At 45.7% G+C, this 13,461-nt stretch carries 9 protein-coding genes; 4 read left to right on the top strand and 5 right to left on the bottom strand.

All coding sequences use genetic code 11. The features are described from left to right. Positions 1–11 precede the first annotated feature (11 nt). From QME03_RS08245 to QME03_RS08265, 5 genes are all read right to left on the bottom strand, one after another. Positions 12–2,918 (bottom strand): M16 family metallopeptidase, encoded by a 2,907-nt coding sequence (locus tag QME03_RS08245; protein ID WP_110369883.1) that lies wholly within the window; start codon positions 2,916–2,918, stop codon positions 12–14. 24 nt (positions 2,919–2,942) lie between these two features. Continuing rightward, positions 2,943–4,772, bottom strand: coding sequence for a DUF4954 family protein (locus QME03_RS08250; RefSeq protein ID WP_281724052.1), 1,830 nt, complete (start codon positions 4,770–4,772; stop codon positions 2,943–2,945). After that, positions 4,769–6,013: a GTPase HflX gene (hflX, locus tag QME03_RS08255; protein ID WP_110369882.1), complete on the bottom strand. Its 1,245-nt coding sequence runs from the start codon at positions 6,011–6,013 to the stop codon at positions 4,769–4,771. The genes QME03_RS08250 and hflX overlap by 4 nt, the downstream gene beginning before the upstream one ends. Before the next feature lie 296 nt (positions 6,014–6,309). Next, complete coding sequence (locus QME03_RS08260) at positions 6,310–6,804, bottom strand: DUF4251 domain-containing protein (RefSeq protein ID WP_281724053.1); 495 nt, start codon at positions 6,802–6,804, stop codon at positions 6,310–6,312. 519 nt (positions 6,805–7,323) lie between these two features. Continuing rightward, a complete protein-coding gene (locus QME03_RS08265) occupies positions 7,324–8,322 on the bottom strand; it encodes a 2-hydroxyacid dehydrogenase (RefSeq protein ID WP_025815644.1) in 999 nt (332 codons plus the stop codon). A 334-nt stretch (positions 8,323–8,656) separates the two neighbouring features. On the opposite strand from QME03_RS08265, the gene rsmA reads away from it, so the two are divergent. The 4 genes from rsmA (at position 8,657) to QME03_RS08285 (ending at position 13,461) form a co-directional block, all read left to right on the top strand. Beyond that, a complete protein-coding gene (gene rsmA, locus QME03_RS08270; RefSeq protein WP_273146319.1) occupies positions 8,657–9,457 on the top strand; it encodes a 16S rRNA (adenine(1518)-N(6)/adenine(1519)-N(6))-dimethyltransferase RsmA in 801 nt (266 codons plus the stop codon). Beyond that, positions 9,457–9,921, top strand: coding sequence for a GAF domain-containing protein (locus QME03_RS08275; RefSeq protein WP_273113892.1), 465 nt, complete (start codon positions 9,457–9,459; stop codon positions 9,919–9,921). The genes rsmA and QME03_RS08275 overlap by 1 nt, the downstream gene beginning before the upstream one ends. A gap of 224 nt (positions 9,922–10,145) precedes the next feature. After that, positions 10,146–10,547 carry an FMN-binding protein gene (locus QME03_RS08280; RefSeq protein WP_025815641.1) on the top strand — a complete coding sequence of 134 codons (402 nt, stop codon included), beginning with the start codon at positions 10,146–10,148 and terminating at the stop codon, positions 10,545–10,547. Between the two features lie 250 nt (positions 10,548–10,797). Continuing rightward, positions 10,798–13,461 (top strand): SusC/RagA family TonB-linked outer membrane protein, encoded by a 2,664-nt coding sequence (locus QME03_RS08285; protein ID WP_410521766.1) that lies wholly within the window; start codon positions 10,798–10,800, stop codon positions 13,459–13,461.

Here is a 13,461-nt window from a genome sequence, read left to right on the forward strand (position 1 = left end):
GTCAAAGATTATTAGAATCCAAAGATTTCTTGGGTTGTAACCCTTTTAATCTTACCAATCTTCTCAAGTCCCTTCATGTCGAGATTCTTTTCATCACCAAGAATCATGTAGCGTAGGGGCTTTTTAGCCATTGTTTGCTTTTCGAATTCAACCATTTCTTTCAGCGTAATCTTGGGCAATTCTTTGTAAACACGTTCCATGACATCGAAGTCAAGTCCCAAGCGTTGTGCTCTTTTATAAGCGTTGATGATAGCAAACTTCGTTGTGCGTTCGGTGGCGATACGCTTCATTGACGCCTGTTTAGCCAGTTCGAAAGCCTTATCGCTTTGTGGCATTTCATCGATAATGCTATTGAAAGCCCTCACGCAGTCCATCATTTTATCGTTTTGGCTAATGATTTCGGCCTGCAGATATTCGTTACCACCCATTCTATAAGGCGTAACGTAGCGAGCACCGGCGCTATAAGCCAGTCCGCGAGTCTCTCTTAACTCTTGGAAAACGATACCATTCATGCCCGTTCCGAAATACTCGTTGAAGAGATACACCATGGGTTGTTGTTCCAAGTTCCATCCTTTGCCACTGTTGTTATACAATCGCATATAGATATTTTTAGCTTCGTAGGGAGCGAGCCACACCTCGTTTTCTAGCGTTTTAGTCTCGGCATAGCGTTTTCCTTGAGGCACATTGGCCAGTGTTTTACCAATGGCATGACCTTCATCGATAATCTTCACCAGTTCTTCGGGAGTGGATTCGCCACAATAAAGCACCTCGTGTTTATAGTTTCTCAAGCTTTTGAGCAGGTTGAGCAGTGTTTGAGGGTTGGTTTTATCCAGTTGATCATTGCTCATCTGGTTTCGAATGGGGTTGTATGCGCCATACGTACCATAGGCAGTGAGAGCAGTGAAGTTGTATTTTTGGTTGCTTCTTCTGTCTTTGCGCACCTTCTTTATCAGTTCTACAAGTTGTTTATAGGCAACGTTGTCTACCTTGGCGTTAGCCAGCAGGTGTTCAACCAGCCACAGAGCCTTAGGCATATTTTCGTTCAAGCCCGTGATAGTGATGTTCAGATTGTCGGCACCAGCCGAGATGCTATAATCGCAAGCCAACTGATAGAAGCGTTGTTTCACCTGTTCGGGTGTAAGTTTGTTCGTACCCAAGAACTCCAAATAGTCGGGAGCGATATCCAAACGATTGTCGGCTTCCAATCCAAAGTCGTAGCGGAAGGCCAAAGTAAAGAGTCCGCTATTCTTATTGGGAACATAAAGCACGGGCAATCCCTTCTTCGTTTTGGTTTTAACCAAGTCTTTATTAAAGTCAACGAACCGTGGTTGGATAGGTGTAGTTTTGCTAAGAATAATTTCTTTTACGAAATCGCTTTGCAAATCGCGGTTAGAGGGTATAGGAGTAATCTGCGGTTTATCAATTTTCTTTTGCGTGGTGTCTTCGCCTTGGCGTTTGTAAACGAGCGCATAATTGTTATTAAGATGCTTGTTAGCGAAGTCTACGATTTGCGCTTTGGTTATTTTAGAAATACGGTCAAGACGTTCAACCACCGTTTTCCATTCCTGTCCATTAATAAAAGCGTCAACATACATATCAGCCACCTCCTTGTTTTTCTCCAAGGCGTGATAGTAATCCAGCTTCATATTGTTGATAACAGCAGGCAGAAGGTCGTCGGCGAAATTTCCTTTCTTGAGGTTTTCAATTTCTCCCAGCACAAGTTTTTTTACGTCATCAAGACTTTGTCCCTCTTTAGGCGAAGCCGAAATAGCCAGCAAACCACTCTCGGCCATAGTCATTGCGAAAGCCCCACCGCCAAGATATTTCATTTTTTGCGCCAGGTTTATATCCATCAATCCAGCTTTGCCGTTGCTCAAGATGGTAGATATTACGTCCACGGTATCCATTTGTAGTGAGTTACCGCCATCAAATCGCCATGCCATCATAATGTTTTCGGCCTCAGTACCCATCACAGTAGTGTCGCGTGGCGCAGTGAGAGGTTTTTGTTTTGGGAATTGTGGGAAAGAAAGGTTATCGCTTTTTTTCCACGAAGAGAAATATTTATCAATGGTGGCGATAACCTTATCGGGGTCCATATCTCCCGCCATACAGATAGCCACGTTGTTAGGAACGTAGTAGCGATTGAAATAATTCTTGATATTTACAATCGAAGGATTTTTCAAATGCTCTTGCGTACCGATAGTGGTTTGTGTTCCATAGGGGTGGGTAGGCATCAAAAGCTTGGAGATAGCTTGCCATTCCTTATTACCATCACGAGTAAGACCGATGTTAAATTCCTCGTAAACGGCTTCGAGTTCGGTATGAAAGCCGCGTATTACCATATTTTGGAAGCGGTCGGCCTGTATTTTAGCCCAGTTTTCCACTTCGTTAGCGGGAATATCTTCGGTGTAGCAAGTAACGTCGTTGCTGGTGTAAGCATTGGTTTTTTCAGCCCCGATAGACGACATTAGTTTATCGTACTCGTTAGGAATGAAATATTTGGCGGCCACTTGCGACACGCTATCGATGCCATGATAGGCATTTTTGCGTTGTTCGGGGTCGGTAAGCAGACGGTATTTTTCATACCTTTCTTCGATGTCTTTAAGCAAGGGAGCTTCTTTTTCAGCATCCGTTGTGCCGAATTGTTTAGTTCCCTTGAACATCAAGTGTTCCAGATAGTGAGCCAATCCCGTTGTTTCGGCGGGGTCGTTTCGGCTTCCGGTCTTCACTGCGATGTAGGTGTGAATGCGCGGAGTTTCTTTATTCACCGACAGATACACGCGCAATCCGTTGTCCAAGGTGTAGATGCGAGTTCCCGTTGGGTCTCCTTTCACCGTTTGGTACTTGTAATCTTTTGCTTGCATGGCTGTTGCCGTTCCTACTAGGAGTAAGGCAACCATAATCGATTTAATGCTCATACGATAAGATTTGTTTTGTTGATATTATTCGGTTTCTTTATTAAGCTGTTCCACAAAGCCTCGATAGACGTCTTCTTCCACGTCTCCCAGCTTATATTCTTTCAGAGCGTCGTCTTTGATTGTGGCAATCCATTGCTGTTTAGCTTCACGTCCTTGGTCGATGATTTCTTGCCAGTCGGCCTGTGTGGGCTGCGCGATGCCATAGTATTCGTTGATTAGTCTATAGGCAAAAGCCCATTCGTACTGTTCGTATCGTTCGCCTATTTCACGAAAACGAGCAATCACGCCCTGAATATCTGCTATGTCGTTGTTTTTAATTTCTTCGATAAGGCGTAGCTCTTCGCTTTCGGGTAAGAGCAGTCCCGAGAGGTCGGTCCACTGTTTCCAGCCCGTTGTTGATGCGGGTTCGGCCGTTCCATACTTGCGTACACATCGCGCCAAGAACATTTTAATAGCCATATCGTAATTGCGCAGTCCGATATTAAGCGAATTATTGGTAATGACATAGCCTCTAAAATTGTATTCGGCCACGTTTTCTCCTTGAGCTTCGCGCAGTTTTTCCAGAATCATTTTACCCTGCAACATCTCGTTAACCGTAAACGGACTAAGCCATTCGAAGTTGACAATGCTCTTTTGTCCGCTTCGTGGGCGTATGTCGCGCTTTGGCCATTTGCGTACATCGCGATACAAGCCCACGGTATTAAGGTTGCGTCCTGGCACCAGATACATGATGTCGCCATATGCAATGAGGTATGAGAAAGGCACATTGCGCGTGTCGGGGTGGTGCATCAGCTTACCAAAGCACACCGAGAATGCGCCGATATTGGCGGGCATAAGGATGTAGGCACCACTAGCAGTTTTTGTGCCTCGCTCTAAAATGCCATAGTGCATGGGCCCCATTTTGTAGGCATGATTGCTGAAGTTGGTGGCCGAGCCAGCGTTATAGAACGAGAACATGGCGCCAATAAGGAGCGAACTTTTATGATGACTGGCCGTAAACGGGCCACAGAAGGCTGCACAAGCCTCGCCATTGCTCATGTAGCTATTGGCAAAAAACAGGCTTCCCGATGCCGTAAAGCCATTGTTTAGCTGACAAGCTTCGCCCACATAGCAGTCTTGTAGGTTGCAATCGTTGGTTATCGACGAGCCGTCGGCCACGATAGAGTTTTCGCATATAACACCACTTCCCACGTAGACGCCCGTACCGGCAACACTCAGCAGCGAGCAATCAAAGAGCCGCGCTGCCCCATTCACCTCGCAATTATCTTGCACGATAGTGTTAATCACTTCGCGTGTGTTTACGATTTTCACGCCAAAGCCAATTGTTCCCCGTTCGGGCAAGGTGCGTTCCAGTTCGTCTGCAATCATCGTTCGCAGTTGGTCGCGCAAGTTTTTGTCTGCATTATGCTTCACCATAAAGGCAGCCAGCTGACTATTTAGGCCATTAAAGAGCATGACGTTGCCCTCTCCCACCTCGTTAAGCACCGATATTAGATTACCATCCCCGAAGGTTGCTCCCTCCGTTGTCTCCATGGTGCTAACGTTAGAGATGTAGCATTCTTCTTCGATAGTATAGTTATTGATGTAGTTACCGATGTTTTCCACCAGGCAATTATCGCCAATGCACACGTTTCTTAGTGTGGCATTACGCAGAGCGGAGTGTTTCAGAAAACCTCTACTCACCTCAATGTTCTTCTCGAACACGCCCAATTGAACGTCGCCATAGAAAGCAACATTGTGCACATAGGTGGGCTTAAAGTCTTCTGCCACAGTGATAGCCTCCCAGTTTTCGGCTTGGCAGCCGTTGTCTTCCAGCAAGGCAATTTCTTCATCGGTAAGTAATCGGTACATCATTCCGTTTCGTATAAGAAGTCGTTATATGGATATTTCTGCACGTGGAGTTCTCTAACCTTGGCATATAGCCGGTCTCTAAGTTCGTCTACATTGGTTTTTTCGCGTGCCGAGATAAAGATGCAGTTATCGTTTAGTTTGGCCATCCAGGTGCGTTTCAAGTCTTCCAGTGTGAGGTTTTCCTTTGTTATGGGTGTAAGGTCGTCCTCATCTTTTTTCACGAAGGTGTAATTATCAATTTTGTTAAACACAATCATGCTGGGTTTGTCGGCACATTCCAGTTCGGTAAGCGTTTTTTCCACCACTGCAAACTGCTCTTCAAAGTCGGGATGAGATATATCCACCACGTGCACCAGCAAGTCGGCTTCGCGCACTTCATCGAGTGTAGACTTAAAGGAGTCGACCAAGTCGGTGGGCAACTTGCGTATAAAGCCCACGGTATCGGCCAAGAGGAAGGGCAGATTTTCAACCACCACCTTTCTCACAGTGGTATCGAGCGTTGCGAAAAGTTTATTTTCGGCAAACACTTCGCTTTTAGCCAGCAGGTTCATGATGGTGCTTTTGCCCACATTGGTATATCCCACGAGTGCCACTCGCACCATACGTCCTCTATTTTTGCGTTGTGTGGTTTTCTGTTTATCAATCTCGGCCAATCGTTCTTTGAGCAAGGCCATACGCGAAAGGATGATACGGCGGTCCATTTCGAGCTGCGTTTCACCGGGTCCGCGTAGTCCCACCGAGCCTTTTCCGCCTCCGCTACCCGAGCCACCACCTTGTCTTTCGAGGTGTGTCCATAGTCGTTGCAGTCTTGGTAGCATATATCTATATTGCGCCAGCTCCACTTGCGTCTTAGCATTAGCCGTTTGTGCGCGCATGGCGAATATGTCAAGGATGAGCGAAGTGCGGTCGAGAATTTTCACATTTAGTTCTTTTTCGATGTTGCGCATTTGCTTTGCCGACAGTTCGTCGTCGAAAATCACCATTCCCACTTCGCGTTCGGCCTCTTCTTCGGCCAGTATATATTGTTTTATCTCTTCGAGTTTACCCTTACCCACGTATGTAACCATACTTGGGCCATTGAGTCTTTGAGTAAATCTTTTCACTGTTACGGCCCCTGCCGTATCGGCTAAGAACTCCAATTCATCGAGATATTCTTTGGTTTTAGCTTCGTTTTGCTGTGGTGTTATCAGCCCCACCAGCACGGCGGTTTCGGCTTTAACCTCGGATATTACAAATTCTTTCATTTCAGGTGTCTTATTGCATCTTGTCTATTAGAGTGCAAATATAGTGTAAAAACCTAAAACCACAAAGCCTTATCCGCTGTTTTTCGATGCAAGGTGCATGGTCGCTGCTTACTATTTGACAGCTTTGTAACCTTGTGGCTTAGCAAGTTGACAGTTATTCGGTTTACTCCACAAGCGTCAGTGTTTTACTATTGCTCATTTTGTAAATTTAATCAACTTGCTTTATCAATCTCTTTTAGTGTTTATTAGGCATTGTTTATTGCCCCACAGGCTGTTAGCATCCTGCTTTTGGTCTTTTATTTCCCTATATCCATCATACCAGCAAAGCCAATTCGGTCGCGTTCGTCGCTCGATATATCAACAAAAGCCCTACCGTTGTCAAACACCTCCAGTCGATAGTCGTAACGATCTTCTTTATTGTTCACTTTAAAATAGATGTTTATTTTACCGTCTTTGCCCCGTTGCATCACGTAGTCGGTTATTTTTTCAGCAAAATTCAGTCCCTTCCCGCCACCATAAGGCACACGATAAGCATGCCCAAAATAAGGCAGACACGAATAAACCGAATCGGCTGTCACCCTTACATAATAGCCATAACTTAAAGCTTTGGCAGGCAAGCGCTGTGGATATACGTGGTTAACCTCGATGGTAAACAGTTGCTTGTTTAGCGCCTCGTTCACTTTTTGGGTGGTTTCGGCCATACGTTTAGCCTTTTCGGGCGACAGATTTTTATTTGTTGCACAGCCCACCAGTAAGACCAAGGCCAGCAATGCCCCTATCAATTTCTTCATTTTCATAACCTTTCACTTAACCTTTTCATTCTATTTCAATTCTGCTAACGCCATACGTCGCGTTAGGTATCTGCAGTTTGTTCGCCACTTAAAGCAAAACAAACAGTCCTTTAGGGGCTAATCAGGTGCATTTTGTCAAATATGTCCCCTTTAAAACGTGGTCTAAGTTACGCCATTTTCGGCATTTATGCAACGTTTGGCATGGGGTTTAACTCTTTTTACCGCTTCACTTGGTAAAATTTAGTTACGAAAGTGGTAACCATTGATCTCAAAAGAGTTGAGCAAATGGCTGTAGCCAACGGTCTTATTACAACCAACACATTAGTAAATAACACCTTATAGCCAGCATACGTCACTGCAAAAGTCGTTAGACACGAGGCATTAACACACAATACACACAACACCGAAACCCCAAGAGCAACAACCCGATGTGCATTGCCCCATCAACACAATAAAAAACTGGTGCCGACAATCGCCCAAAGACAATTATCGGCACCAGCCTCAACAAGCATCAAGAGATTATTGTTCCACCACCTCGTTGGTAAGTGGCTTGCCTTCGCCAAACTCCTTAATGCTTTCAAGGGTGGTAAGGGCAATATTATGCATGGCTTCGACTGTGAAGAAAGCCTGATGCGAGGTAAGAACCACGTTGGGCATCATCAGCAAACGAGCCAACACATCGTCGTCGATAATCTTGTCGCTGCGGTCTTCGTAGAAGTAATTCTTTTCTTCTTCGTACACATCAAGACCAGCCGAGCCCACTCGTTTGGTGCGAAGGCCCTCGATAAGTTCTTCTGTATTGATGAGTTTTCCGCGTCCTGTATTGATAATCATTACGCCTGGCTTCATCTTAGCAATGCTTTGGGCATTGATAAGGAATGTTGTTTCGGGCGTAAGTGGGCAGTGCAGCGATATAATATCGCTCTCGGCGTACAGTTCGTCCAGCGAAACCATTTGTACATCATACTGTTTGGCAAACTCCATATCAGGATAAAGGTCGTAGGCCAACACCTTCATACCAAAGCCGTGCAATATTTTTATCAGCTCTTTTGCAATTCTACCCATGCCAACAATACCCGCAGTCTTGCCATACATATCAAAACCCATCAAACCTTTAAGGGCAAAGTTGCCCTCACGAGTGCGGTTTACGGCGCGGAAAATCTTGCGATTAAGGGCCAACATCAGCGAAACAGCATACTCGGCAACAGCATGTGGCGAGTAAGCAGGCACGCGAACCACCTTAATTCGACCTTTAGCCGCCTTCAGGTCAACGTTGTTAAAGCCAGCACATCGTAGTGCAATAAGTTTCACACCGTTTTTAATCAGTTCGTCTATAACAGCTGCATTACATTCGGCATTAACGAAAATGCACACCACATCGGCCCCTTTGGCCAATGGAACAGTTTTTAAATTGAGGTGTTCTTGATAATAACGGATGTCGAAACCATAATCAGCGTTTGTTTTGTTAAACGACACTTCGTCGTACGATTTGGCGTCGAAAAATGCTACTTTAATCATAAAGTTGTGGAAAATTTCAATGTTATTAACTACGTTTGCTTGGCCTTATGTGGTGCGTTTTCACCCTCTTTAAATTAGGCAAAAGCTGTTATTGCCCTTGCTTTGCGTTATCCTTTCGCGGTCAAGCATTATTATCTCGAACTACAAAGTAAACACTTTTTTCTGAGATAACCGTCGTTTATGCCTACAAATGTGGATTATTGAAGATAACAACGCACGTGGTGCAAGCCTACTTCACAGAAAAACATCGCTCTCAATCCAAACAAACGCCACAAAACCACCTTATTCCCCCTATATTTTGCTACCTTTGCAAACGCAACAACAGAATTTTAAGATGAAGCTTGTTAGACCCAAAAAGCATCTTGGTCAACATTTCTTGACCGACTTAGGCATTGCGCACCGCATTGCCGACACCGTAGACGCCTGCCCAGAGCTACCCATTCTAGAGGTAGGTCCAGGTATGGGCGTGCTAACCCAATATCTTGCCACCAAGGAAAGACCGCTTCGGGTGGTGGAAATCGACACCGAATCGGTGGCTTTTCTACACCAAAACTATCCTCAATTGGCAGAAAACGTATTGGGTGAAGACTTTCTTCGCATGAATCTTGACGATGTTTTCTCGGGAAAGCCCTTTGTACTAACAGGCAATTATCCTTACGACATATCCTCACAGATATTCTTTAAGATGCTCGACAACAAGCATCTCATACCCTGTTGCACGGGAATGATACAACGCGAAGTGGCTTTGCGCATCGCCTCACAGCCTGGAACAAAGGCTTATGGCATCCTTTCGGTACTTATTCAGGCTTGGTATGATGTGGAATATCTCTTCACAGTAGACGAAACGGTATTTAATCCGCCACCCAAGGTAAAGAGTGCCGTTATCCGAATGACGCGAAACAAGGTTGAAAATCTTGGGTGCGATGAGACATTGTTTAAGCGTGTGGTGAAAACAGTGTTCAATCAGCGACGCAAGATGCTTCGCGTTAGTCTGCGACAACTGTTTGCAGGCAAGCCTGCTTCACCCGAATTTTATGCGCAAGAGATGTTTACACGCCGACCCGAGCAACTATCGGTGGCCGAGTTTGTGCAACTTACCAACATGGTGGAAAAAGAAATAAACACCCCAAAATAATGAACAAGGAAAACACTTACACGCAACTGCTGCCCCAAATAGCGGCAATGATTGAAGGCGAAACATGCGAAACCAGCGTATTAGCCAATGTTGCCGCCGCCCTACACCAAGCATTCGACCAGTTTTTCTGGACGGGCTTCTACATGCTTCACCCCGATGGTATGTTGCGTTTGGGCCCCTTTCAAGGTCCACCTGCATGCTATGCCATCGCCATCGGCAAGGGTGTGTGTGGCAAAGCCTTTGAGGCAGAGAGCACATTGGTTGTTCCCGACGTGGAACAGTTTCCTGGACACATTGCTTGCAGCGCTCTTTCGCGGTCGGAAATCGTAGTTCCCATCTTCTCTAAGGTAGGCAAATGCGTTGGCGTTCTCGATATCGACAGCACACAACTGGGCACATTCGATGCCACCGACAAGCTTTATCTAGAACAAGTGGTGCAACAGCTCACACGCACGCTGTACTAAATCGCGCCCGCTCTCAATACATTTTCAGGAGTAAAGTTCCTTAAGACAAAGGCAAAACACATACTTGCATAAGCAAAAAGCCACAGCTAGCGCAACATTTTAGCCCTAGCTTGTGGCTTTTCTCTATTTTATGCCTATCTTTGCAATAACAGTAATCCTTGGTCCTAATATAAATAGAGTGCCAAAGGGTTGCCCAATGCTAACATATCAGTAAATAAAGGATTATGAGAAAACAAGCATCCAGGTTGTTATTCGGGACAGTAGCTGTGGCATTCATGGCAATACTTATTAGTGCAAACAGCAACGACAACATCATTACCACCGAAAATGGAATGACCGTTGTTAACACCACCGAATTAACTCGCGACATCAAAGGCTTCAAAGGCATCACGCCCGTGAAGATTTTTATTAAGAAAAACAAGGTGGTAAAGGTAGAAGCTCTTCCCAATCGCGAAACACTAAAGTTTTTTGAAAAGGTGAAACCGCTGCTTAAACACTGGGATGGTAAGACCATTAAGAAAGCTCTCAATAGCGAACCCGATGCTATCACTGGCGCAACTTATTCATCAGACGCTATTATGAAGAACGTGCAAGTGGGCCTGGAATACTACAACGACCACAAATAAGCAGCATGCAACAACGCCATTAACCAAAATTTCATCCTAACACGCCTCTCTAGGCTTTCAGCCACTACCTATTCATTATTCACTACAACCCACTAAACACGCTCACTCTATGCATACTGATGGCAAACAGGTACATTTAGCACTGCAATATCTAAGCGTTAACCCCAAGTGGCATGCCACATGGCGTGCCAAACTTGCACGATACGCTCTTGTGGCGTGCTTCTGCACCTTTAACTTCGCGCAAATGCTGATGGCACAAACCACAACAAGCAAACCCAAAAACATGTCGCCCTTAACCACCGACACGCTTTTGGGCGACCAACCTTTGCGCTATATTCTGCAAAAAAAACATCATCTGAACGAAAGAGGACTGGTTTTCAACCCTCTTGACGCTCTTAATGGTAAGCTAGCGGGTGTCAATGTGTCGCGTGGAGGCGATCAAAAACAAGCCATGCTCACCAGTGTACGGGTACGCGGAACCACATCGCTCACTGGCGGAAACGACCCACTCGTGGTGATAGATGGCGTTTCCAGCGACCTAGCCACGCTATCTACCATCTTTCCTTCAGACATCCTGTCGTTTAAAGTATTGAAAAACGCCTCCGAAACAGCCCAATATGGTTCGCGAGGTGCTTCGGGCGTGATACTCGTAACCACCGCTAAGGGGGCACTTGGCAAGTTTCACATCTCCTACGACGGTAATATTGGGTTCGAAACAGTGTATAAAAACCTCAAGATGTTGGGCGGACGCGACTATGTTGCTACTGCTAACGCATTGGGATTGAGTGTTAACGACGGTGGAGAAGACAACGATTTCCCGCGCGACATCACCCGAACGGGATTCGTACAAAACCATCATTTGGCTTTTTCGGGCGGTACCGACCAAAGCAATTATCGCGCTTCGATGAGCGTGATGCAACACCTCATGGTGGTAAAAACAAATGGTTATCGTAACTTTACGGCCAAATTCGACCTCATGCAGAAGGCTTTCGACAACTGGCTAACCGTAAACTTCGGTCTGTTTGGCTCGTCGTTGTCTAACAAAAAAATTCTAAACATGCAGCAGTTGTTTTACGCTGCTGCCTCACAAAACCCCACTTTCTCTACCCAACAGAATGCATCAGGTGGCTGGGATCTCAATTCTCTGGCTTCACAGATAGCTCATCCCATGGCTGTGTTACACCAAAAAGACCACGACCGAGGCTTTAATTTCAACACGCACCTTTCATTCGACTTTGCCATTGCAAAGCATCTCAACGCCCAACTCTTTGGTTCGTACTCGTTTACTACACTCGAAAATGCTATTTTCCAACCCACTTGGACCGAAGCGCAAGGCAAAATGTATCGCCGAGAAAACAAAAACGAAGACTTCCTAGGTAGCATCCAACTTAACTACAACAACACCTGGGGAGCGCATAAGCTCGACCTTACTGCCACTGCCGAACACCAAAACAATCGTAAACAGTTTTTCTTCACCACCGTGAAGGGACTGGCTAGCAACGCATTCGGTTACGACAACCTGATGGTTGGCAACATTCACCCCTACAAAGGCACTTCTAGCGGATACGAATCGCCCAAACTCACCTCGTTCATGGGCAACCTCTCGTACACGTTTCTAAACCGTTACGCCCTCTCGCTAACACTTAGAGCTGATGGTTCTACGCTTGTTGGCCAAAACAATACCTGGGGCTTCTTTCCCTCTACAGGACTAGAATGGAACCTGAAAGAAGAAAAATGGCTGCAAGATGTTAAGTGGCTCGACCACCTGAAACTACAAACAAGCGTGGGACGCTCGGGAAATCTAGGTGGCATCCTGACCTATTACACCCAGCAAACCCTTATGCCCAGTGGCATTATTTCGTATCACGGCATCCCAACCGTAACCCTCGGACAAATAAGAAATGCCAATCCCAACCTTAAATGGGAAACACGCACATCGTTCAACCTAGGACTTAAGACGGGACTTTTACACAACCGTATTCAGCTTTACGCCGAATACTACTACTCCAAAACCACTGACATGCTTTACAACTACGATGTAAGCGTGCCTCCTTTCGCCTTTAACAAGTTGCTAGCCAACATTGGCAGCATGAGCAACAGCGGTGTGGAATTTGGCTTAGGACTAGACCTTATCCGAAAAAAAGACATGGAACTGAGCGTAAACATGAACCTTTCATTCCAAAAAAACAAATTGCTCTCGCTCAATGGCTCATACAATGGCGAACAATTATCGTCGCCCGACATCACACCCATCGGTGGTTTAAATGGTGCTGGCATGCATGGTGGCCACAATTTCATCACTTATCAAATTGTGGGTCAACCGCTTGGTGTGTTCTATCTGCCCCATTGCACTGGGCTAACTCAAAATGCCGATGGCTCTTATCGTTACAACTGCGCCGACCTCGACAACAACGGACGCATTAATCTAGAAGACGGAGGCGACAGACACGTGGCTGGGCAAGCCGTTCCGAAGGCCACTTTGGGCTCGAACATCAGTTTTCGCTATCGGCTATGGGATGTGTCAATGCAACTTAATGGTGCCTTTGGTCATAAAATTTACAACGGCACATCGCTCACTTATATGAATATGGCTAGTTTCCCCGACTATAACGTGCTGCGCGAAGCTCCTAAACAAAATATCAAAGACCAAACAGCCACCGACTACTGGTTGGAAAAGGGTGATTATCTCAATGTTGACTATCTCACCATTGCCTATAACCTCCCCCTGCGTTCGCGCTTTGTAAGCGCCCTCCGCTTATCGGTAAGCGTCAACAATCTTCTTACTATCACTGGTTATAGTGGTTTGTCGCCCATCATCAACAGTTATGTGGTGAACAACACACTTGGCATCGACGATAAACGCTCTTATCCTTCTTATCGCTCTTTCTCATTGGGAATGAGCATTCAGTTCTAA

The sequence above is a fragment of the Hoylesella shahii genome (genome assembly GCF_937990675.1).
Classification (GTDB): Bacteria; Bacteroidota; Bacteroidia; order Bacteroidales; family Bacteroidaceae; genus Prevotella; species Prevotella shahii.

What these genes read in the sequence shown, in the direction of transcription:
- QME03_RS08280 (WP_025815641.1), top strand. Translation starts at nt 10,146, where the DNA reads ATGAGAAAACAAGCATCCAGGTTGTTATTCGGGACAGTAGCTGTGGCA.
- QME03_RS08250 (WP_281724052.1), bottom strand. Translation starts at nt 4,772, where the DNA reads ATGATGTACCGATTACTTACCGATGAAGAAATTGCCTTGCTGGAAGAC.
- rsmA (WP_273146319.1), top strand. Translation starts at nt 8,657, where the DNA reads ATGAAGCTTGTTAGACCCAAAAAGCATCTTGGTCAACATTTCTTGACC.
- QME03_RS08260 (WP_281724053.1), bottom strand. Translation starts at nt 6,804, where the DNA reads ATGAAGAAATTGATAGGGGCATTGCTGGCCTTGGTCTTACTGGTGGGC.
- QME03_RS08275 (WP_273113892.1), top strand. Translation starts at nt 9,457, where the DNA reads ATGAACAAGGAAAACACTTACACGCAACTGCTGCCCCAAATAGCGGCA.
- QME03_RS08245 (WP_110369883.1), bottom strand. Translation starts at nt 2,918, where the DNA reads ATGAGCATTAAATCGATTATGGTTGCCTTACTCCTAGTAGGAACGGCA.
- QME03_RS08265 (WP_025815644.1), bottom strand. Translation starts at nt 8,322, where the DNA reads ATGATTAAAGTAGCATTTTTCGACGCCAAATCGTACGACGAAGTGTCG.
- QME03_RS08285 (WP_410521766.1), top strand. Translation starts at nt 10,798, where the DNA reads ATGGCACAAACCACAACAAGCAAACCCAAAAACATGTCGCCCTTAACC.
- hflX (WP_110369882.1), bottom strand. Translation starts at nt 6,013, where the DNA reads ATGAAAGAATTTGTAATATCCGAGGTTAAAGCCGAAACCGCCGTGCTG.